The 19,611-nt window shown below is 74.8% G+C and carries 19 protein-coding genes; 5 read left to right on the top strand and 14 right to left on the bottom strand.

The window, feature by feature from the left end; all coding sequences use genetic code 11:
* Positions 1-125: 125 nt before the first annotated feature.
* From ACI6QG_RS15520 to fabD, 5 genes are all read right to left on the bottom strand, one after another.
* Positions 126-965 (bottom strand): cytochrome c oxidase subunit 3, encoded by an 840-nt coding sequence (locus tag ACI6QG_RS15520; RefSeq protein ID WP_407025489.1) that lies wholly within the window; start codon positions 963-965, stop codon positions 126-128.
* 93 nt (positions 966-1,058) lie between these two features.
* Positions 1,059-2,420, bottom strand: a complete 1,362-nt coding sequence (locus tag ACI6QG_RS15515; RefSeq protein WP_407025500.1) for a sensor histidine kinase — start codon at positions 2,418-2,420, stop codon at positions 1,059-1,061.
* A 39-nt stretch (positions 2,421-2,459) separates the two neighbouring features.
* Positions 2,460-3,197, bottom strand: coding sequence for a 3-oxoacyl-[acyl-carrier-protein] reductase (gene fabG / locus ACI6QG_RS15510; protein WP_407025488.1), 738 nt, complete (start codon positions 3,195-3,197; stop codon positions 2,460-2,462).
* Positions 3,184-3,627 (bottom strand): GNAT family N-acetyltransferase, encoded by a 444-nt coding sequence (locus tag ACI6QG_RS15505; protein WP_407025487.1) that lies wholly within the window; start codon positions 3,625-3,627, stop codon positions 3,184-3,186. The genes fabG and ACI6QG_RS15505 overlap by 14 nt, the downstream gene beginning before the upstream one ends.
* A gap of 1 nt (position 3,628) precedes the next feature.
* Positions 3,629-4,570 (bottom strand): ACP S-malonyltransferase, encoded by a 942-nt coding sequence (gene fabD / locus ACI6QG_RS15500; RefSeq protein ID WP_407025486.1) that lies wholly within the window; start codon positions 4,568-4,570, stop codon positions 3,629-3,631.
* 90 nt (positions 4,571-4,660) lie between these two features.
* On the opposite strand from fabD, the gene ACI6QG_RS15495 reads away from it, so the two are divergent.
* Positions 4,661-5,824 (top strand): methyltransferase domain-containing protein, encoded by a 1,164-nt coding sequence (locus ACI6QG_RS15495; RefSeq protein ID WP_407025485.1) that lies wholly within the window; start codon positions 4,661-4,663, stop codon positions 5,822-5,824.
* A gap of 19 nt (positions 5,825-5,843) precedes the next feature.
* On the opposite strand, the gene ACI6QG_RS15490 is transcribed toward ACI6QG_RS15495, so the two are convergent.
* A complete protein-coding gene (locus ACI6QG_RS15490) occupies positions 5,844-6,947 on the bottom strand; it encodes a 2-aminoethylphosphonate--pyruvate transaminase (protein ID WP_407025484.1) in 1,104 nt (367 codons plus the stop codon).
* A 92-nt stretch (positions 6,948-7,039) separates the two neighbouring features.
* Here ACI6QG_RS15490 and ACI6QG_RS15485 point away from each other — a divergent pair, with 92 nt between their 5' ends.
* Complete coding sequence (locus ACI6QG_RS15485) at positions 7,040-8,443, top strand: MFS transporter (RefSeq protein WP_407025483.1); 1,404 nt, start codon at positions 7,040-7,042, stop codon at positions 8,441-8,443.
* Here the strand turns inward: ACI6QG_RS15485 and ACI6QG_RS15480 are convergent.
* Positions 8,430-8,702: a hypothetical protein gene (locus ACI6QG_RS15480; RefSeq protein WP_407025482.1), complete on the bottom strand. Its 273-nt coding sequence runs from the start codon at positions 8,700-8,702 to the stop codon at positions 8,430-8,432. The genes ACI6QG_RS15485 and ACI6QG_RS15480 overlap by 14 nt on opposite strands.
* 7 nt (positions 8,703-8,709) lie before the next feature.
* Complete coding sequence (locus ACI6QG_RS15475) at positions 8,710-9,852, bottom strand: CaiB/BaiF CoA transferase family protein (RefSeq protein WP_407025481.1); 1,143 nt, start codon at positions 9,850-9,852, stop codon at positions 8,710-8,712.
* A 51-nt stretch (positions 9,853-9,903) separates the two neighbouring features.
* On the opposite strand from ACI6QG_RS15475, the gene ACI6QG_RS15470 reads away from it, so the two are divergent.
* From ACI6QG_RS15470 to ACI6QG_RS15460, 3 genes are read left to right on the top strand one after another with little or no spacing between them, the layout of a single operon-like run.
* A complete protein-coding gene (locus tag ACI6QG_RS15470) occupies positions 9,904-10,932 on the top strand; it encodes a tripartite tricarboxylate transporter substrate-binding protein (protein WP_407025480.1) in 1,029 nt (342 codons plus the stop codon).
* Positions 10,929-11,315, top strand: a complete 387-nt coding sequence (locus ACI6QG_RS15465; protein ID WP_407025479.1) for a DoxX family protein — start codon at positions 10,929-10,931, stop codon at positions 11,313-11,315. The genes ACI6QG_RS15470 and ACI6QG_RS15465 overlap by 4 nt, the downstream gene beginning before the upstream one ends.
* Positions 11,312-12,292, top strand: coding sequence for an NADPH:quinone oxidoreductase family protein (locus ACI6QG_RS15460; RefSeq protein WP_407025478.1), 981 nt, complete (start codon positions 11,312-11,314; stop codon positions 12,290-12,292). The genes ACI6QG_RS15465 and ACI6QG_RS15460 overlap by 4 nt, the downstream gene beginning before the upstream one ends.
* Here ACI6QG_RS15460 and ACI6QG_RS15455 read toward each other — a convergent pair.
* The 6 genes from ACI6QG_RS15455 to ACI6QG_RS15430 are packed head-to-tail and all read right to left on the bottom strand — an operon-like array spanning position 12,276 to position 19,604.
* Positions 12,276-13,013 carry an enoyl-CoA hydratase-related protein gene (locus ACI6QG_RS15455; RefSeq protein ID WP_407025477.1) on the bottom strand — a complete coding sequence of 246 codons (738 nt, stop codon included), beginning with the start codon at positions 13,011-13,013 and terminating at the stop codon, positions 12,276-12,278. The two genes, ACI6QG_RS15460 and ACI6QG_RS15455, sit on opposite strands and share 17 nt — an antisense overlap.
* Positions 13,014-13,025: 12 nt before the next feature.
* Positions 13,026-14,273, bottom strand: coding sequence for a molybdopterin molybdotransferase MoeA (locus ACI6QG_RS15450; protein ID WP_407025476.1), 1,248 nt, complete (start codon positions 14,271-14,273; stop codon positions 13,026-13,028).
* Between the two features lies 1 nt (position 14,274).
* On the bottom strand, positions 14,275-14,772 hold the full coding sequence (gene mobB / locus ACI6QG_RS15445; protein ID WP_407025475.1) for a molybdopterin-guanine dinucleotide biosynthesis protein B: 498 nt from the start codon (positions 14,770-14,772) through the stop codon (positions 14,275-14,277).
* Positions 14,773-14,832: 60 nt separating this feature from the next.
* Entirely contained in the window at positions 14,833-16,038 is a 1,206-nt protein-coding gene (locus ACI6QG_RS15440) for a formate dehydrogenase subunit gamma (RefSeq protein ID WP_407025474.1), read from the bottom strand.
* On the bottom strand, positions 16,038-16,634 hold the full coding sequence (gene fdh3B / locus ACI6QG_RS15435; RefSeq protein WP_407025473.1) for a formate dehydrogenase FDH3 subunit beta: 597 nt from the start codon (positions 16,632-16,634) through the stop codon (positions 16,038-16,040). Before fdh3B ends, ACI6QG_RS15440 begins: the two co-directional genes overlap by 1 nt.
* 12 nt (positions 16,635-16,646) lie before the next feature.
* Positions 16,647-19,604 carry a formate dehydrogenase subunit alpha gene (locus ACI6QG_RS15430; protein ID WP_407025472.1) on the bottom strand — a complete coding sequence of 986 codons (2,958 nt, stop codon included), beginning with the start codon at positions 19,602-19,604 and terminating at the stop codon, positions 16,647-16,649.
* Positions 19,605-19,611: the final 7 nt, after the last annotated feature.

The raw sequence follows: 19,611 nt of genomic DNA, 5'->3' as shown, positions 1-19,611 counted from the left end.
GCCTCATGGGGATCTGGCCGCCATCAACATGGCCTCCGCCGCCTGCGGGATGGCCGGCGCCGCGCCGCCCAGGGGGCGGAGGCGCGGCGGCGCCGGGCCGCCGCCCCGGGGCTCAGTGATGGGGCTCAGTGATGGGCGATGGTGCCCGCGCCCCACCAGTAGATGGAGACGAACAGGAACAGCCACACTACGTCCACGAAGTGCCAGTACCAGGCGGCGGCCTCGAAGCCGAAATGCTTCTCCGGCGTCAGGGAGCCGCGGATGGCGCGCACCAGCATCACCGCCAGGAAGATGGTGCCCACGATGACGTGGAAGCCGTGGAAGCCGGTGGCCAGGTAGAACACGGAGGGATAGACGCCGCCGCCGTGGAACGGGAAGGGCGCCGTCGCGTACTCGTAGGCCTGCAGCGCGGTGAACAGCATCCCCAGCCCGACGGTCAGCGCCAGCCCGGTGACCAGGCCCTTGCGGTCGTTCTCCAGCAGGGCGTGGTGCGCCCAGGTGACGGTGCAGCCCGACAGCAGCAGGATCAGCGTGTTCAGGAAGGGCAGGTGCCAGGGGTCGAAGGTGTAGATGCCCTTGGGCGGCCAGATCGCCGTCTCGGCGCCCGAGACGTGCTCGGGGTAGAGGGCGAAGTGGAAATAGGCCCAGAAGAAGGCCACGAAGAACATCACCTCGGAGGCGATGAACAGGATCATGCCGTAGCGCAGGCCCAGGCGCACCACCGGGGAATGCAGGCCGGGGGTGCGGCTTTCCCGCAGCACGTCCCGCCACCAGGCGAACATGCAGGCCAGCACGGCCACGGCGCCCAGCGCCAGCAGCCACTTGCCGCCGCCATGGGCCGCCACGACGATGCCCGAGACCAGCCCGCCGGCCGCGAAGGCCGAGAGCAGCGGCCAGGGCGAGGGGTCCACCAGGTGGTAGGGGTGCTTGTAGGGGGAACCCCCCTCGGAGGCAGTGCCGGCCATCACGCGTCCTGAACGTTGTGCGCCCGGCGCGACGGCGCCGTGCGGAGGCCCCCACCATCGCCGCATCCTTGCGCCAAATCAAGGGTGGGCGGGTCACACCGGCAGGCGGATGCGCGCCCGCAGGCCCCGCATCGGGCTTTCCTCCAGCAGGATCTCGCCGCCATGGGCGCGCACGATGTCGCGCGCGATGGCCAGCCCCAGCCCGGTGCCGGAGGCCGAGCCGGAGGCGAAGGGGCGGAACGCCTCGGCCCGCCGCGCCGCGGGGATGCCCGGCCCGTCGTCGTCCACGGTGATCTCGGCCCAGGGGCGGCCGCCTTCCTCCGTCGCGGCCAGCCCCAGCTCGATGCGGCCGGCGTGGCGGCGGGCGTTGTCCAGCAGGTTGCCCAGGGCGCGCTGCAGCGCCTCGGCGCGGGCGGGCAGGGTCAGGGCCGGCGGGGCGCTGACCGCCACCTTCGCGCCCGAGCGGCGGGCCTTCTCCGCCACCTCGGCCACCAGGGCGGGCAGGTCGGTGGGGCGGGGCTGCTCCGTGCCCTCGCCGCGGGCGAAGGCCAGGTAGGTCTCCACCAGCCGCTCCATCTCGCCCACGTCCTCGGCCAGGGCGGCCAGGTCCTCCTCCGTCTCGGGGTCGGGGGGCAGCATCGCCAGGGTCAGGCGCATGCGCGTCAGCGGCGTGCGCAAATCGTGGGAGATGCCGGCCAGCATCTCCGTGCGCTGGGCGACGAAGCGCAGGATGCGGCCCTGCATGGCGTTGAAGGCGATGGCGGCCTGCCGCACCTCCCGCGCGCCCTCGGGCTTGATGGGGCCCGAGTCGCGGCCCAGGCCGAAATCCTCCGCCGCCCCGGCCAGGCGGCGGATGGCGCGCACCTGGTTCTTGAGGAACAGCACCGATACCACCCCCACCAGCAGCGCCGAGCCCACCAGCCACAGCACGAACACGTAGAGGGTGGTGGAGAACAGCCGCTTGCGCGGCGCCTCCACGCTCAGCACGCCCGAGGGCACCTGCACGCGGATGACGATGGCCTGCGGGTCGCTCTGCCAGTCGGCGTCGAAGGGAAACGGCATGCGCTCGCGCAGGGAGCGGTCCAGGTCGCCCTCCAGCGGCAGCAGGGGCATCCAGGCCGGGCGCTGCGGCACCGGGCCCAGGCTGCCGCCCGGCTCCCACCCCAGGGCCAGGCCCAGGCGGAAATTGCCCTCGCGCAGGATGTCGGCGTGCGCGGAGGGGGGCGCGTGCTCCAGCAGGTGCGCCACGAAGGCGACGTCGCCCGCCAGCCCGCCGGACAGCCGGCGCGAGATGACGTCCAGGTGCCCGCCGTAGAACAGCTGCAGCGCGATGCCCTGCACGATGACCATGGGCAGCAGCAGGATCAGCAGGGTGCGGGCGAACAGGCCGCGCGGCAGCAGGGCGCCCAGCCGGCGCAGCAGGCGCTTGTCGGGGCGGTTGGCGCGGCCGCGCATGGGGGTGGTGGCGCTCACGCCGCCACCCCTAGCACGGGTTCAGGCCATCAGCATGCCGCCGTTCACGTGCAGCGTGGCGCCGGTCACCCAGGCGGCGGCGTCGGAGGCCAGGAAGGCCACGGCGGCGGCCACGTCCTTGCCCTCGCCCATGCGGGCCAGGGGGATGCGGCCCAGCAGCGCCGCCCGCTGCGCCTCGTTCAGCTTGTCGGTCATCGGGGTGGCGATGAAGCCGGGCGCCACCACGTTCACCGTCACGCCGCGCGGCGCCACCTCCTGCGCCAGCGCCTTGCTCATGCCGATCAGGCCGGCCTTGGCGGCGGCGTAGTTCGCCTGCCCGGCGTTGCCGGTGACGCCGACGATGGAGGCGATGGAGACGATGCGCCCGGCGCGGCGCTTCATCATGCCGCGCAGCGCGGCGCGGGCCAGGCGGAAGGGGGCGTTCAGGTCCACCTCCAGCACGGCGTTCCAGTCCTCGTCGCCCATGCGCAGGGCCAGCATGTCGCGGGTGAAGCCGGCGTTGTTCACCAGGATGTCCAGGCGGCCATGCGCGGCCTCCACCGCCTCCACCAGCGCGGCGGGGGCTGCGGGGTCATTCAGGTCGGCCACCTGCACGGAAGCGCGCTCGCCCAGCCCCTCCGCCACGGCGCGCAGCTCGGCCTCGCGCCGGCCGGTCAGCACCACCGTGGCGCCCTGCGCATGCAGCGCCTGGGCGATGGCGACGCCGATGCCGGAGGAGGCGCCGGTGACGAGGGCGATCTTGCCGTCAAGCTGGAACATGGGTTTCTCCGTCGAGGCGCTTCATCAGGAAGAACCGGGCATGGCCCGGCGGGTGGTCGGGGATGGTGCCGAAGACGCGGTAGCCCTGCGCCTCGTAGAAGGGCCGCGCCTGGAAGGAGAAGGTGTCCACCCAGGCGCCGATACAGCCGCGCGCCTTCGCCTCCGCCTCCAGCCGCGCCAGCAGCCGCGCGCCCAGCCCCTCGCCGCGCAGGTCCTCCGGCAGGAACAGGTAGTGCAGGAAGAACCACGCGCCGTAGCACCAGCCGAAGGCGCCGCCGACCGGCTCGCCCCCCGCCTCGCGCCGCACCACCAGGGACAGCGGCTTGTAGCCGTGCTCGCCGACGAAGGGCAGGTTGAAGGCCGTCAGCCCTTCCAGCGCCGCCCGGCCCGCCGGGTCGTCGTGCTGCTCGGACAGGGTGACGTGCGCCATCTCAGAGCGCCTTCAGGAAGGCCTCGACCTCCGCGGGCGTGCCGACCGTCAGCGCCTGCGCCTCGGGGGCGTTGCGCTTCATCAGCCCGGTCAGCACCTTGCCCGCGCCCACCTCGGCGAAGCGGGTGCAGCCGGCGGCGACCATGGCGGCCACGCATTCGCGCCAGCGCACCGTGCCCGTCACCTGCAGCACCAGCAGGTCGCGGATGGCGTCGGGATCGCCCACCGGCGCGGCGGTGACGTTGGCCACCACCGGCGCGGCCGGCACCGCCAGCGCCGCCTTGCCCAGCGCCTCGCGCATCGCCTCGGCCGCCGGGGCCATCAGGGAGCAGTGGAAGGGCGCGGACACCGGCAGCAGCATGGCGCGCTTGATGCCGGCGGCCTTGGCGCCCTCGATGGCGCGCTCCACCGCCGCGCGGGCGCCGCTGACCACCACCTGCCCGCCGCCATTGTCGTTGGCGACCTCCACCACCTCTCCCTGGGCGGCGGCCTCGCAGATGGCCTGGGCCTGGGCGGCCTCGGCGCCCAGCAGGGCGGCCATGGCGCCCTCGCCGGGGCGCACCGCGCGCTGCATCGCCTCGCCGCGCAGGCGCAGCAGGCGGGCGGCGGTCGGCAGGTCGAAGGCGCCGGCCGCCGTCAGGGCGGAGTACTCGCCCAGGGAATGCCCGGCCACCAGGGAGACGCGGCGCCCCAGCTCGAAGCCGCCCTCCGCCGCCAGCACCCGGCACACGGCGACGGAGACGGCCATCAGCGCCGGCTGGGCGTTGGCCGTCAGGGTCAGCTCCTCCGCCGGGCCCTCAAACATCAGGCGCGACAGGTTCTGCTTCAGCGCCTCGTCCACCTCGCCGAACACCTCGCGCGCGGCGGGGAAGGCGTCGGCGAGGTCGCGGCCCATGCCGGGGGCCTGGGAACCCTGGCCCGGGAAGACGAAGGCGAGCGTCATGGCGCGGTATCCGTGTGCGTGGCGTTTCGCGGGCTATCGCCGTCCCTCCCCCTGGCGTCAACCGGCGGGCTTCGCCATACCCCCCGGGCCATGACCATCACCGCCGAAGACCTCATCCGCCGCGGTGCCGAGCGCCACCGCGCCGGCGACCTGGACGGGGCCGAGAGCCACTACCGCCGCGCCCTGCGCCTGGCCCCGCACCACCCGGACGCGCTGAACCTGCTGGGGGTGGCGGCGCGGATGCGCGGCGACCTGGACACGGCGCTGGAACTGGCCGCGAAGGCGGTGGCCCAGGCGCCGGACAGCCCGGTGTTCCTGGCCAACCAGGGCGCCGCCCTGGCCGAGGCCGGGCAGCTGGGCCCCGCGCTGGCGGTGCTGGAGCGCACGCTGCGCCTGCGCCCGGACGACGTGGTGAGCCTGCGCAACTTCGGCCAGGCGCTGACCGCCGCCGGCCGCCCCGCCGATGCCCTGCCCGCCCTGCGCGAGGCCGCCCGCCTGGCCCCGGCGCCGGAGGTCCTGCTGTCCCTCGCCCACGCCGCGAAGGAGGCCGGCGCGACGGAGGAGGCCCGCGCCGCCGCCGCCCGGGTGACCGGCCCGCTGGCCGGGCATGCCCGCTTCCTGCTGGCCGCGCTGGACGGCGAGGCCCCCGACCGCGCCCCCGCCGCCTACGTGCGCGACCTGTTCGACGCCTTCGCCCCGCGCTTCGACGCCGAGCTGACCGGGGCGCTGGCCTACCGCACCCCCGCCCTGCTGGCGGCGCTGCTGGGCCCCGGCCCCTTCGCCCGCCTGCTGGACCTGGGCTGCGGCACCGGCCTGTCCGGCGCGGCGCTGCGCCCGCTGGCCGCGCGGCTGGAAGGGCTGGACCTGTCGCCGCGCATGCTGGCCCGCGCCCGCGCCACCGGCCACTACGACGCCCTGCACGAGGGCGACCTGCTGGAGTTCCTGCCCCGGCGCGCCGCGGCCTTCGACGCCGTGGCGGCGGCGGACGTGCTGAACTACCTGGGTGACCTGGCCCCGGCCTTCGCCGCCATCCGCGCCGCGCTGAAGGGCGGCGGCGTGGCCGCCTGGAGCCTGGAGAAGGGCGAGGCCCCGGTGGCGCTGCATGGCGGGCTGCGCTTCCGCCACGCCCCCGCCCACGCCGCCGCCCTGGCCGAGGCGGCCGGGCTGCGGGTGACCGCCCAGCAGGAGGCCGCGCTGCGCACGGAGAAGGGCGAGGAGGTGGCCGGGGTGCTGATGCGCGCCGAGGCCGCCTGAGCGCCCCGGCGCGGCCCCGTCACGCCGCGCGGGCCAGCCCCAGCTCCCGCAGGGCGGCGCCGATGGCGGCGATGGCGCCTTCCATCTCCGCCGGGCCGACGCAGCCGATGGCGCCGACGCGGAAGGTCGGCGCCTCCGTGGTCCAGTAGGCGCTGATGGTCAGCCCGTGCCGCGCCAGCGCCTGCAGGAAGGCGTCGAAATCCAGCCCCGGCGGCTGGTGGAAGGTGACGACGACCGGCCCCTGCTCGGCCTCGTCCAGGTAGGGCCGCACCCCCAGCGCCGCCACGCCGCGGTGCAGCCGCGCGGCGCTGGCGGCGTAGCGCGCCAGCCGGGCGGCGCGCCCGCCCTCGGCGGCGAGGCGCTCCAGCGCCACGTCCAGCGCCAGCAGCGCCTGCACCGGCCCGGTGAAGCGCAGCGAGCCCCAGCCATTCGCCTCCGTGTGGCGCCACACGTCGCACAGGTCCAGCGACCACGACCGCGCGTTGCCCTCGCAGGCCGCCAGCCGGTCCAGCCGCGCCAGGGCGAAGCCGAAGCCCGGCACGCCCTCCAGGCACTTGTTGGAGGTGAAGCAGGCCGCGTCCACCTCGGGCATCGCCGCCAGGTCCAGCGGCAGCGCCCCGAAGGCCGACACGCAATCCACGATCATGCGCCGCCCGGCCGCGCGCACGGCGGCGCCGATGGCGGCGGGGTCGTTGACGATGCCGCTGCCGGTCTCGCTCTGCACCAGGGCGAGGTGGGTCGCCTGGGGGTGCGCGGCCAGCGCGGCCGCCACCTCGTCGGCCCGGGCGCCGCGGGTGTCGGGCAGCGGCAGCTCCACCACCTCGCGGCCGCTCTCGCGCGCCAGCCGGGCCAGGCGGCGGGCGTATTCCCCGTTCACCGGCACCAGCACCGTCCCGCCTTCGGGCAGGAAGGTGCGCAGCGCCGCCTCCAGCAGCATGTGGCCGGCGCCTTGCAGCGGCAGGGCGGCGTGGGTGCCCTCCACCCCGCCGCCGATGGCCAGCAGGCGGCGGCGGATGCGCTCGTACACCGGGCGGAAGCCGGCGTTCCAGGGCGCCACGTCGGCGTCCATCGCCGCGCGCACGTCGGGGTGGGTCTGCACGGGGCCGGGGGTCAGCAGGATCATGCGGCGGCGCTTGCCCGGAAACGCCGCGCCTTGCAACGACGTAACGCCGCGCGCCCTGACGGCGCGGCGGGCGCGGCGCTAGGCTCGCCGCCATGCCCAGCACGCGCGCCACCGCCGCCATCGTGGCCTCCGCCCTGTTCATGCAGAACCTCGACAGCTCGGCGGTGGTGACGGCGCTGCCCGCCATGGCGCGCGACCTGGGCGAGGACCCGGCCCGGCTGGGCGTGGCCATCACCGCCTACCTGGTGGCGCTGACGGTGTTCATCCCGCTGTCCGGCTTCATCGCCGACCGCTTCGGCGCCAAGCGGGTGTTCCTGCTGGCCATCGCCATCTTCGGCGCCTCCTCCGCCCTGTGCGGCCTGTCGGACGGGCTGGGCGAGCTGGTGCTGTGGCGGGTGGCGCAGGGGCTGGGCGGGGCGATGATGGTGCCGGTGGGCCGGCTGCTGCTGCTCTCCTCCATCCGCAAGGAGGAGATGCTGACGGCGATGACCTGGCTGACCATGCCGGCCATGCTGGGCCCCATCTCCGGCCCGCCGCTGGGCGGGCTGCTGACCGACCTGCTGGGCTGGCGCTCCGTGTTCTTCATCAACGTGCCGGTGGCGCTGCTGGGCCTGGCGCTGGTGGCCTGGAAGATCCCCCCCTCCGAGCGGCGGGACCCCGGCCCGCCGGACATCAAGGGCCTGCTGCTGCTGGGCGGCGCCCTGGCCGCCTTCATGGCGGGGCTGGAGACGGTGGGGCGCGGCGTGCTGCCGCCCTGGTGGCCCGAGGCGCTGCTGCTGGCCGGGCTGGCGCTGGGCGCGCTGGCGCTGCGCCACCTGCGCCGCGCGTCCCGCCCGGCGCTGGAGCTGGCCCTGCTGCGCGAGCCCGGCTTCCGCGCCGCCACCCTGGCGGGCTCGCTGTTCCGCACCGGGGCGGGGGCGGTGCCCTTCCTGGTGCCGATGCTGCTGCAGGTGGGCTTCGGCTGGGGCGCCACGGAAAGCGGCTTCGTCACCTTCGCCACCGCGCTGGGCGCCTTCGCCATGAAGCCGCTGGCGCGGCCCCTGCTGCGCCGCCTGGGCTTCCGCACCGCGCTGGCGGCCAACACGGTGCTGGCGGCGCTGGGCGTGGCGGCGGGGGCGCTGTTCACCCCGGCCTGGCCGGTGGCGGCCATGTTCGCGGTGCTGGCGCTGGGCGGGCTGTCGCGCTCCCTCAACTTCACGGCGCTGAACACCCTGGCCTTCGCCGACTTGCCGAAGGAGAAGCTGTCGGCCGGCACCGGCTTCTACGGCATGGCGCAGCAGATGCCCGGCGCGGTGGCGGTGGTGCTGGCCACCGCCAGCCTGGAGGCGGCGCGCCACTGGCGCGGCGGCGCCGCCCTGGCTCCGGCGGACTTCACCGCGGCCTTCGTGGCGGCGGCGCTGGTGGTGCTGTGCGCGGTGCCGGGCTTCCTGGCGCTGCCGCGCGGGGCGGGGGCGGCGGTGTCCGGGCACCGGCCGCGGGGCGTCAGCCCTTCCTGATCTTGCGGGCGTTGGCGCGCACGGCGCGGCGCGCCGGGGCCATGGCGGCGGCGGCCACCTTCTCCGGGCTGGCGCCGGTCATCGCCGCCAGGCCGGCCTTCACCGCGCCCTCGGCGAAGGCGGCCTGCTTCTCGGCGCCCAGCGCGGTCAGGCGCGCGGCGGCGCCCAGGGGGTTCAGCATCATCTGCGTGCTGTGCGCCATGAAGACCCAGCCGGCCTCGGCGAACCAGGCGTAGGGATTGCGGGGGGAACGGGACATCGCCCCCTTATGCGCCGCCGGGCCGCCCCTCCGCCAGCGCGAATTCCGCCATCACCCCCGCCGTGTGCTCGCCCAGGGCCGGGGCGGGGGCGGTCCAGGCGCCCAGGCCGGGCATGGCCGGCACCGGCAGCTCGCCCAGGCCGGGCTGGCGCATGCGCGGGGCGATGCCCGTCGCCTCCACCTGGGGCTCCGCCAGGAAGTCCAGCGGGGTGTTCACCCGGTCGGCCAGCAGGCGCGCTCCCTGCAGCAGCGCCACCCACTCGGCGGCCGGGCGGCTGGCCAGGTGCGGGCGCAGCTCCGCCATCAGCGCCGGCTTGTGCGCCGCGCGGTCGGCGAAGCGGGCGAAGCGCGGATCCTCCAGCCATCCGGGGCGGCCGACGGCGCGGCAGAAGGCCTGCCACTCCTCCTCGCGCACCAGGGCCAGCATGAACCAGCCGCCGCAGCTGCCTTGGTAGGTGCCGGCGGGCACGTTCAGCTCCCCGGGCAGGCGGCCCAGCAGGCCGGATTCCGCCAGCGGCACCGCCAGCAGCTGCGCCGCCCCGGCGATCAGCGACACGTCCAGGTGCCGCCGCCGCGGCGGCGCGCCTTCCCGCCGGTCGCGCGCCTGCTCGGCCAGGGCGGACTGGCAGGCGGCAAAGGCGGACATGCCGGTGAAGATGTCCACCGGCAGGGTGGGCAGGCGGTGCGGGATGCCGTCCGCGCCCAGGTTGCAGGCGGCGATGCCGGCGAAGGCCTGCGCCACGCCATCCGTGCAGGGCCGTTCCCGCAGCGGCCCCGCCTGCCCGAAGCCCGACACCGAGACGCAGACGGCATCCGCCTTCGCCGCCTCCGGCCCCAGGCCGATGCGCGCGGCCACGCCGGGGCGGAAGGCCTCCAGCAGCACGTCGGCCCGCGCCGCCAGCCGGGCGGCCTGGGCCTGGCCTTCCGGGGTGCCCAGGTCCAGCACCACGGAATCCTTGCCGCGGTTGAAGGCGGTGTGCATGACGCTGTGCGTGCCCTCGCGCGCCGTCAGCCCGCGCGACCAGTCGCCCTTGGGCGGCTCCAGCTTCACCACCCGCGCGCCGCCCTGCGCCAGCAGCATGCCGCAGAGCGGCCCGGCGATGCCCTGCGCGGCATCCAGCACGAAGAGGCCCGCATAGGGTCCTGGCATGGACGTGTCCCTTTCCTCCCCCCTATCCTGCCGCGAAACGGAGGGATGTCCATGCGACCGACGCGACGCGCGGCGCTGCTGCTGCCGCTGGCCCTGCCCCTGCCGGCGCGGGCGCAGGGGGCGGCCGCGGGCACCGAATGGCCTAGCCGTCCCATCCGCTTCGTTGTGCCCTACCCGCCCGGCGGGCCGACCGACCTGGTGGGGCGCGTCGCGGCCGCCGCCTTGGCGAGCGGACGCGCCAGCGAAGGGTCGGCCGCCGCCCTGGCGGGCGGACGCGCCGGCGAGGGTGCGCCGCCGGTGCCGGCGGTGGTGGAGAACCGCGCCGGCGCCTCAGGCGCCATCGGCGCCGGCGAGGTGGCGCGGGCCGCGCCCGATGGCACCACCTTCCTGGTCAACGCCTCCGCCCACGTCATCGTGCCGCACCTGCAGCCGCAGCCCTTCGACGCGCTGGCCGACTTCACCCCGGTGACGGAGCTGGCCAAGGTGCCGCTGGTGGTGGTGGTGCCCGCCGCCTCGCCCATCCGCGACGTCGCCGCCCTGCTGGCGGCGGCGCGCCAGCGGCCGCTGACCTACGCCTCCTCCTCCATCGGCGGCGCGCCGCACCTGGCGGGCGAGCTGTTCAAGCTGCTGGGCCGGGTCGAGCTGACGCACGTGCCCTATCGCGGCTCCGGCCCCGCGCTGACGGATTTGCTGGCCGACCGGGTGAACGTGATGTTCGACAGCCTGGCCAGCAGCGCCGGCCACATCCGCGAGGGGCGGCTGCGGGCGCTGGCCGTCACCACCGCCCAGCGCCTGCCGGAGCACCCGGACTGGCCGACGGTGAGCGAGGCCGGGGTCCCGGGCTACGAGATCACCACCTGGTACGGGCTGTGGGGACCGCGCGGCCTGCCGGCGGCGGCGGCGGGGCGGATGCAGGCGGCGCTGGCCGCCGGGCTGGCCCAGCCGGAGCACGCCGCGCGGCTGGCGGCGATGGGCGCCATCCGCACCGTGCCGCCGCCCGCCGGGTTCGCCCGCTTCGTGCAGGCGGAGTCCGACCGCTGGGGCCGGCTGGTGCGCGAGGCGGGGATCAAGGGCGAATGACGGACGGCGCCGCCTGGGCCGCCACCCTGCTGCGGTTGGCGATGGGGGTGATGTTCCTGGCCCATGGCGTGCTGTGGAAGCTGGTGCAGGCCGGGCCGGGGCACGTGATCCCGTGGTTCGTGTCGCAGGGCTACCCGGGGTGGTTCGGCTGGGCGGTGATCGGCGCCGAGAGCCTGGGCGGGCTCCTGCTGCTGCTGGGCTGGCGGGTGCGGCTGGTGGCGCCGGCCCTGGCGGTGCTGATGGCCGGCATCACCTGGCACCAGTTCCCCAATGGCTGGCTGTACACCTACCCCAATGGCGGCTGGGAATACCCGGCCTTCTGGACCTTGGCGCTGGTGGCCCTGGCATTGCTCGGCCCCGGCAAGGGAGCGTTGCGCGCATGAAGGCGGTGGTCTGCGAATCCTGGCGCCCCTGGGCGGAGATGGAGCTGCGCGAGGTGCCGCCCCCGCGGCCCGGCCCCGGCCAGGTGCGGCTGCGGGTGGAGGCGGTGGGCGTTTCCTTCGCCGCGCAGCTGGTGGTGCAGGGCAAGTACCAGCGCCGGCCGCCCCTGCCCTTCTCGCCGGGCACCGAGGTGGTGGGCACGGTGCTGGAAGGCCCCATCCCCGCCGGGACGCGCGTGTTCGCCGCGCTGGACTGGGGCGGCCTGGCCGAGGAGGCGGTGTGCGACGCCATCCATTGCATGCCCATCCCCGAGGGCGTGGCGGACCCTCTGGCGGGCGTGGCCATGGCCATCTCCTACCCCACCGCGGCGGCGGCGCTGATGTGGCGCGGGCGGGTGAGGCCGGGCGACTGGGTGCTGGTGCACGGCGCGGCCGGCGGCGTCGGGCTGGCGGGGGTGGAGGTGGCGAAGGCGCTGGGCTGCCGCGTCGTCGCCCGCGCCGCCCTGGCCAAGCATGCCCTGCTGCACGCGCGCGGCGCCGAGGTGGTGCTGGACAGCGCCCTGCCCTTCCGCGAGGCGGTGCGCGCGGCCACCGGCGGGGTGCAATGCGTGCTGGACGTGCTGGGCGGCGGCAGCTTCGACGAGTCGCTGCGCTGCCTGGGCGATGGCGGCACGCTGGTGACGCTGGGCTACGTGGAGGGCGGCATCCCCGCCGTGCCGGCCAACATCCTGCTGCTGAAGAACATCGCCGTCGCCGGGCTGAACTGGGGCACCTACATCGGCTGGTCGCCGGGCGACGGGCGACAGGGGCACGCGCCGCGCGTGCGCGCCCTGTGGGGGCAGCTGGCCGGCTGGTGGGCGGAGGGACACCTGCGCCCCATGGTGCACGCCCACTACGGCCTGGCGCAGTTCCGCGAGGCGATGGAGGAGGTCGCCTCCCGCCGCTCCGCCGGCCGCGTGGTGATCACCCCTTCCGGCTGAGGAAGGCGCGGAAGATCGCCTGCGCCTCCTCGCTGTTCAGCCGGGCGGAGAAGGCGCTGAACTCGGCCTCCATCGCGGCGTCCAGCGCCGCCTCGTCCGGGGCGCGCAGCAGGCGCTTGGTCTCGCGCAGCGCCTCGGGCGGCAGGGCGGCCAGCGCCTCGGCCATGGCCATCGCCGTTTCCTCCACCTCCGCGTCGGGCACGGCGCGCGTCACCAGCCCGGCCTCGGCGGCCTCGCGCCCCGCGATGGGCGCGGCGGCCATCAGCCACCAGCGCGCCCGCGCCGCGCCGACGCGCCGGGCCAGCAGCAGGGAGGAGCCGCCCTCCGGCACCAGCCCCAGCCGGGTGAAGGGCATCAGCAGGCGGGCCTCCTCCGCCGCCACCGCGGCGTCGCAATGCAGCAGCAGCGTGGTGCCGATGCCCACCGCGTGGCCGCGCACCGCCGCCACCAGCGGCTTGCCGAAGCGCCGCAGCGCCTGCAGGAAGCGGAACGCCTCCGAGGGGCCCTCGCCGCGGCCGCCGGCGAAGTCCGCCAGGTCGTTGCCGGCGGTGAAGTCGGCGCCGCCGGCCAGCACGGCCACGCGCACCGCCGGGTCGGCCTCGGCCGCGTCCAGCCCGGCGGACAGCGCGGCGTACATCGCCTGGGTCAGGGCGTTCTTCTTTTCCGGCCGGTCCAGGCGCAGCACGCGCACCGCCCCGTTGGCTTCCACCCGCACCGCCATCGTCTTCCTCCCTCAGAACAATCCTTCGAAGGGCAGGATGGCGATGCCGTCGCCGGGCGCAACCCGCGTGGCGTCCTCCGGCAGCTCGGCGAAGGCGTGGGACAGGGTGAGGGAGGACAGCAGCCCCGCGCCCTCGCGCGGGAATTTTTCCGCCCGCAGGCCATCTTCGCCGGAAGACAAGGTGACGCGCACGTATTCGCGCCGCCCGGCCTTCTTGCGGTAATCGAAGCCGGCCACGGCGCGGTATCGCCGCAGGTTTTCCTGCTGCGCGCCTCCGAGACGCAAAATCAACGGCCGCGCCAAGTGCAGGAAGGTGACCACGGCGGCCACCGGGTTGCCCGGCAGCCCCACCATCGGCGTCCCGCCGATCACGCCCATCGCCGCCGGGCGCCCGGGCTTGATGCCCAGCCGCCAGAACACCAGCCGCCCGGCGCCCTCGATGGCGGCGCGGACGTGGTCCTCCTCCCCGGTCGAGACGCCGCCGCTGGTCAGCAGCAGGTCCTGGCCCGCCGCGGCGTCGCGCAGCGCCGCGGCAGTGCGGGCGCGGTCATCCGGCAGGATGCCCAGGTCGGTCACCGTGCAGGGCAGGCCGGCCAGCAGCGCCATCAGGGTGAAGCGGTTGCTGTCATGCGTCTGCGCCGGCCCCAGCGCCGCCCCGGGCGAGGCCAGCTCATCCCCGGTGGAGAACACGCCCACCCGCAGCAGCGGCCGCACCGGCAGCGTGGCGAAGCCCAGCGCCGCGGCCAGGCCAATCTCCGGCGCGCGCAGCCGTGTGCCCTCGGGCAGCGCCTCGGCGCCGGCCGGGACGTCCTCGCCGGCCGGGCGGGCATTGGCGCCGGGCTTCAGGCCGGGCGGCACCCACAGCGTCGCGCCTTCGGTGCGCGCGTCCTCCTGCATCAGCACCGTGTCGGCGCCGGCGGGCATGGGGGCGCCGGTGAAGATGCGCGCGGCGGTGCCGGGGCGCAGCGGCGCCGCCGCCGCGCCGGCCGGCACGCGCCCTTCCAGCGGCAGCGGCGTTTCCTCGCCGGGGCGCAGGTCGGCGTGGCGGAAGGCGTAGCCGTCCACCGCGGCGTTGAAGAAGGGCGGCAGCGGCGTGCGCGCCCGCAGCGGCCGCGCCAGCACCCGGCCGCGCGCGGCGGGCAGCGCCACCGCCTCCTCGCCGCCCAGCGGCGCCACCCGCGCCAGGATCAGCGCCTGTGCCTGCTCCACCGGCAGCAGCGCGCCGCCGAAGGCGAAGCAGTCGTCGGAGAGCTGGGCCACCTCAGAACGGCTCCGCCAGGCGCAGCGCGGCGTCGGCGATGGCGGGCGCATCGTCCAGCGGCAGGTGGGGCGGCGCGCCGGGGGGCGGCGGCACGTCGCTGGCCACCGCCAGGATGCGCGGGTCCCCTTCGTGCAGCCAGCCCTTGCCGTTGGCGGCGCGGTGCACCTCGATCTTGGCGTGCGCTTCGCGCTTGAAGCCTTCCACCAGCACCAGGTCGGCGGGGTCCAGCCGGGCCAGCAGGTCGCGCAGCCCGGGCTCCGGCGCCCCGCGCAGCTCCGTCATCAACACCCAGCGCGCGGCGGAGGCCACCAGCACCTGCGCGGCGCCGGCCTGCCGGTGGGTGTGGCTGTCCTTGCCCGGCTGGTCCACGTCGAAGGCGTGGTGGGCGTGCTTCAGCGTGGCGACCCGCACGCCGCGCGCGACGAGGACGGGGATGATCCGGGTCAGCAGCGTGGTCTTGCCCGCGCCGCTCCATCCCGCCAGGCCGATGATCCGCATGGCTGCCATTAGGGGCGGGGGGCGGCAAAAGGAAAGGGGGCCCGCAGGCCCCCTTCCGTGTCAGTCGCCGGCGGGGCGCGCCCCGGGCGGGACGACGGCCTGGCGCGCCTTGGCCATCTCCTCCTCCACCCACAGGGCGTGGTGCTCTTTGGCCCAGTTGAGGTCCACCTGGCCGGAGCCCATGGCGTCGAACGCCCCTTCCATGCCGATCGAGCCGATGTAGATGTGCGCCAGCATCGCCGCGATCATCAGCACCGACAGGGCGCTGTGCACGATGTGCGCCAGCTGCATGTCGTTGACGCTGGTGCCGCCCCAGAAGGGGAAGATCAGGAAGTAGCCGGACACCGCCACCAGCGCGCCGCCCAGCACCGTGATCCAGAACACCACCTTCTGCCCGGCGTTGAAGCGCCCCGCCTGCGGGTGCCCCTTGCCGATGAGTCCGCCACCCATCTTGAACCACTCGATGTCGCGGCGGTTGGGGATGTTGTCCTTCACCCACAGCAGCAGCATCAGCACGAGGCCCAGGGTGAAGGGGAAGGCCAGGAAGTTGTGTGCGACCTTGCCCCAGCTGCTGACGCTGGCGAAGGCGTAGGGCCCGATCACCGGCAGCAGGATGTGCCGCCCGAAGGTGAGGTTCAGCCCCGACAGGCCGAGGATGATGAAGGAGGTGGCGACCATCCAGTGGTTGGCGCGCTCCAGCAGGTTGAAGCGCTGGATGGTGCGCCCGGCATAGCCGTGCTCCATGCGGATGCGCCCGCGGCCCAGGAAGAAGGCCGCCAGCACCAGCAGCATGCCGCCCACCGCGATGCCGCCGATCCAGGCCAGCGTCACGTTGTGGAACTCGCGCCACTCGCGGCCCTGCGGCTGCACCAGGTTGGCCGAGCGCTGGTCGGGGATGGAGACGCGCCCCTCGATGCGACCGCCCTGGAGGATGCGCTGCAGCTCCATCTCCTCCGCGTCGGGCAGGTTGCGGTCGGTGAAGGGCGGCGGCGCCGGGATGGGCGCCACCGGGGTGGGGGCCGCGGCGCGCGGCACCGGCGCGGTGGCCTCGCCGGTGGGCGGGGCGCGCTCCGTCGTGGTGGGCGGGTTGCCGCCGGGCATCGGCCCGCGGCCGGCGCCCATCTCGGGCACGCCGCCCTGCACGTCCGGCCGGCCCGGATTGGGCTGGCCGGTCGGCGCCGGCATGGCCGGGGAAGGCGGCACCGCCTGCTGCGCCGCCGCCGAGAGCGGCGCCAGCAGCGCGAGCGCGAGGAGGAGGCGGCGCATCACGCCCCCACCGTCTGGCGGTAGGCGGTGCGCCAGCCCCAGGCGCCGGAGCCGTAGCCGCGGCGCTGCACGCGCTCGCGGTAGATCTGCGCGATCATGTCGCCGTCGCCGGCCAGCAGCGCCTTGGTGGAGCACATCTCGGCGCAGAGCGGCAGCTTGCCCTCGGCGATGCGGTTGGAGCCGTACTGGATGTACTCCGCCGCCGAGCCATCGGCCTGCGGGCCGCCGGCGCAGTAGGTGCACTTGTCCATCTTGCCGCGGCCGCCGAAGTTGCCGACGCGCGGGTACTGCGGCGCGCCGAACGGGCAGGCGTAGAAGCAGTAGCCGCAGCCGATGCAGGTGTCCTTGTCGTGCAGCACGATGGCGTCCGCCGTCGTGTAGAAGCACGAGGTCGGGCACACCGCGGCGCAGGGCGCGTCCGTGCAGTGCATGCACGCCATGGAGATGGAGCGCTCGCCCGGCTTGCCGTCGTTGATGGTGACGACGCGCCGGCGGTTGATGCCCCAGGGCACCTCGTGCTCGTTCTTGCAGGCGGTGACGCAGGCGTTGCACTCGATGCAGCGCTCGGCGTCGCAGAGGAACTTCATGCGGGCCATGGTGGTCTCTCCTTACGCCGCGCGGATCTGGCAGAGGGTGACCTTGGTTTCCTGCATGAAGGTCACCGGGTCATACCCGTAGGTGGTCACCGCGTTCACCGATTCGCCCAGCACGATGGGGTCGGTGCCCTGCGGGTACTTGCTCCGCTGGTCCTCGCCCATGAACCAGCCGGCGAAGTGGAAGGGCATGAAGGCCACGCCCTGGCCGACGCGCTCCGTCACCAGCGCCTTGACGCGGGTGCGGGCGCTGTTCTCCGGCCCGGAGACCCAGACCCAGCCGCCGTCGCGGATGCCGCGGGCGGCGGCGTCGGCCGGGTTGATCTCCACGAACATGTCCTGCTGCAGCTCGGCCAGCCACTTGTTGGAGCGCGTCTCCTCGCCGCCGCCCTCGTACTCCACCAGGCGGCCGGAGGTGAGGATGATCGGGAAGTCGCGCGACACCTGGTTGGACCGCGCCTGCACCGACTGGCCCAGGTGCGGCACGCGGAAGCCGCGCCGGTCGGGCAGGGTCGGGTACTGGGCCAGCAGGTCGGTGCGCGGGGTGTAGATGGGCTCGCGGTGCACCGGCACCGGGTCCGGCAGGTTCCAGGCCACGGCGCGCGCCTTGGCGTTGCCGAAGGGCGAGCAGCCGTGCTCCAGCGCCACGCGGATGATGCCGCCCGACAGGTCGGTCATCCAGCTCACGCGGTCCTCGCCGCCGTAGTGGCGCCCGGCCTCGGTGATCTCCGCCTTCTCGGCCGCCGTCAGCTCGTCGAACCAGCCCAGGCGCTTGAGCACCGCCACGGTGAACTCGGGGTAGCCGTCGCGGATGTCCGACCCGCGGGAGAAGGAGCCCTCGGCCAGCAGGGTCTGGCCCTCGCGCTCCACGCCAAAGCGGGCGCGGAAGGTGCCGCCGCCCTCCTTCACGTGCAGGTTGGTGTTGTACAGGATGTGGCAGCCCGGGTGGCGCTGCTCCGGCGTGCCCCAGCACGGCCAGGGCAGGCCGTAGTAGTCGCCGCGGATCTCGGCCGGGGCGTCGGGCTTGGCGCGCAGCGTCACCAGGTCGAACTTGTCCTGGTGCTGCATGTGCAGCTTCAGCCGCTCCGGGCTCACGCCCGTGTAGCCCGAGCCCCAGGCGCCGCGGTTGATCTCGCGCAGGATGCTCTCGGCCGTCGGCTCCCCGTTCACGATCTGGTAGGGGCGGAACAGGTCCTCGGTGAAGCGGATGGTCATGTTGCGGCGCTGCGCCGCGGCGTCCATCGCGCGGGACAGGTCGTACATGACGCGGTAGTCGGTGCGGCTCTCGAAGATCGGGTCCACGATCTTCTCGCCCCACTGGATGGAGCGGTTGGAGGAGGTGCGCGATCCCGAGCACTCGAACTGCGTCGCGATGGGCAGCAGGTAGGTGTTCTCGCGCCGGTTGGGCAGGGCGGCGAAGGTGGTGGGGTGCGGGTCGGCCACCACCAGCAGCTCCAGCGCCTCCAGCGCCTTCTGCGCCTCGGGCATGCGGGTCACGGTGTTGGCGCCGTGGCCGAACACCAGCATGCCCTTGGTGTTGTCACGCTGCTGCACCTGGTCGCGCGGCAGCAGGATGGCGTCCATGTAGCGCGTGGTGGGGATGCCGGGCGTGTGCATCATCTGCGGCGTGTCGAAGCGCGCGCGCATGGATTCGAAGCTCACGTTCCAGACGCGGCTCCAGTGCCGCCACGCCGTCTCGTCGATGCCGTAGTAGGCCGGCAGGGTGGCGACATCGAGGCCGAAGTCGGAGGCGCCCTGCACGTTGCAGTGGCCGCGGAAGATGTTGGCCCCGGTGCCGTCGGCGCCGACATTGCCCGTGGCCAGCAGCAGGATGCAGTAGGCGCGCACGTTGGCCGTGCCCACCGTCTTCTGCGTGGCGCCCATGCACCAGATCAGCGTGGAGGGCTTCTGGGTGGCGAAGATCTGCGCCACGCGCTTGAGCTGCGCCTCCGGCACGCCGGACACGCGCTCCACCTCGGCCGGGGTCCACTTCGCGACCTCGGCGCGGATCTGGTCCATGCCGTGCACGCGCTGGCGGATGAAGTCCTTGTCCTCCCAGCCGTTCTGGAAGATGTGCCACAGCATGCCCCAGATCACGGGGATGTCCGTGCCGGGGCGGATGCGCACGTAGTCGGTGGCGTGGGCCGCGGTGCGGGTGAAGCGCGGGTCGATGACGATCAGGTTGGCGCGGTTGGCCTCCTTGCCCGATAGCACGTGCTGGAGCGAGACCGGGTGCGCCTCCGCCGGGTTGCCGCCCATGATGATCATGGTCCGGGCGTTGCGGATGTCGTTGTAGGAGTTGGTCTGCGCGCCGTAGCCCCAGGTGTTGGCGACGCCCGCCACCGTGGTGGAGTGGCAGATGCGCGCCTGGTGGTCCACCGAGTTGGTGCCCCAGAAGGCCGCCATCTTGCGGTACAGGTAGGCGCCCTCGTTGGAGAACTTGGCCGAGCCCAGCCAGAACACCGAATCGGCGCCGGAGCGCTGGCGGATGTCCATCATCCGGTCGGCGATCTCCGTCATCGCCACGTCCCAGGAGATGCGCTGCCAGCGGCCGCCCACCAGCTTCATCGGGTACTTGATGCGCCGGTCGCCGTGCACCAGCTCGCGCACGCTCGCGCCCTTGGCGCAGTGGGTGCCGCGGTTGATGGGCGATTCCCAGGAGGGCTCCTGCCCCACCCACACGCCGTTCTGCACCTCGGCGGTGACGGTGCAGCCGACGGAGCAGTGGGTGCAGATGTTCTTGATGCGCTGGATCGGGCGCGAGACGTCCGCCACGCCGCCCGCGGCGCCCACGCGCATGTGCTGGGCATCGGCCATGCGCGGCGCGATGCCGGCCAGGGCGGCCACGCCCGCGCCGGCCAGGCCGGCATTCTTCAGGAAGGCGCGGCGGTCCAGCCCGCCGGAGGAGAGGCCGGCATAGGCGGCGGCGAGGCGCTGGCGCGCGGCGCGGCCATCGGAGCGCTTGATGAGCATCGGCGCG

Source organism: Sabulicella flocculans (assembly GCF_045449635.1).
GTDB lineage: Bacteria > Pseudomonadota > Alphaproteobacteria > Acetobacterales > Acetobacteraceae > Roseococcus.
Note: the sequence above shows the minus strand (reverse complement) of the source record. Positions and strands in the feature narration are given on the sequence as shown.

Bases quoted from the DNA above. Each gene is read 5' to 3' on its own strand.
- ACI6QG_RS15520 (WP_407025489.1), bottom strand. From the start codon at position 965: ATGGCCGGCACTGCCTCCGAGGGGGGTTCCCCCTACAAGCACCCCTAC.
- ACI6QG_RS15515 (WP_407025500.1), bottom strand. From the start codon at position 2,420: ATGCGCGGCCGCGCCAACCGCCCCGACAAGCGCCTGCTGCGCCGGCTG.
- ACI6QG_RS15470 (WP_407025480.1), top strand. From the start codon at position 9,904: ATGCGACCGACGCGACGCGCGGCGCTGCTGCTGCCGCTGGCCCTGCCC.
- ACI6QG_RS15440 (WP_407025474.1), bottom strand. From the start codon at position 16,038: ATGCGCCGCCTCCTCCTCGCGCTCGCGCTGCTGGCGCCGCTCTCGGCG.
- ACI6QG_RS15490 (WP_407025484.1), bottom strand. From the start codon at position 6,947: ATGATCCTGCTGACCCCCGGCCCCGTGCAGACCCACCCCGACGTGCGC.
- fdh3B (WP_407025473.1), bottom strand. From the start codon at position 16,634: ATGGCCCGCATGAAGTTCCTCTGCGACGCCGAGCGCTGCATCGAGTGC.
- ACI6QG_RS15475 (WP_407025481.1), bottom strand. From the start codon at position 9,852: ATGCCAGGACCCTATGCGGGCCTCTTCGTGCTGGATGCCGCGCAGGGC.
- ACI6QG_RS15495 (WP_407025485.1), top strand. From the start codon at position 4,661: ATGACCATCACCGCCGAAGACCTCATCCGCCGCGGTGCCGAGCGCCAC.
- mobB (WP_407025475.1), bottom strand. From the start codon at position 14,772: ATGCGGATCATCGGCCTGGCGGGATGGAGCGGCGCGGGCAAGACCACG.
- ACI6QG_RS15505 (WP_407025487.1), bottom strand. From the start codon at position 3,627: ATGGCGCACGTCACCCTGTCCGAGCAGCACGACGACCCGGCGGGCCGG.
- ACI6QG_RS15480 (WP_407025482.1), bottom strand. From the start codon at position 8,702: ATGTCCCGTTCCCCCCGCAATCCCTACGCCTGGTTCGCCGAGGCCGGC.
- ACI6QG_RS15455 (WP_407025477.1), bottom strand. From the start codon at position 13,013: ATGGCGGTGCGGGTGGAAGCCAACGGGGCGGTGCGCGTGCTGCGCCTG.
- ACI6QG_RS15465 (WP_407025479.1), top strand. From the start codon at position 10,929: ATGACGGACGGCGCCGCCTGGGCCGCCACCCTGCTGCGGTTGGCGATG.
- fabD (WP_407025486.1), bottom strand. From the start codon at position 4,570: ATGACGCTCGCCTTCGTCTTCCCGGGCCAGGGTTCCCAGGCCCCCGGC.
- ACI6QG_RS15460 (WP_407025478.1), top strand. From the start codon at position 11,312: ATGAAGGCGGTGGTCTGCGAATCCTGGCGCCCCTGGGCGGAGATGGAG.
- fabG (WP_407025488.1), bottom strand. From the start codon at position 3,197: ATGTTCCAGCTTGACGGCAAGATCGCCCTCGTCACCGGCGCCTCCTCC.
- ACI6QG_RS15430 (WP_407025472.1), bottom strand. From the start codon at position 19,604: ATGCTCATCAAGCGCTCCGATGGCCGCGCCGCGCGCCAGCGCCTCGCC.
- ACI6QG_RS15485 (WP_407025483.1), top strand. From the start codon at position 7,040: ATGCCCAGCACGCGCGCCACCGCCGCCATCGTGGCCTCCGCCCTGTTC.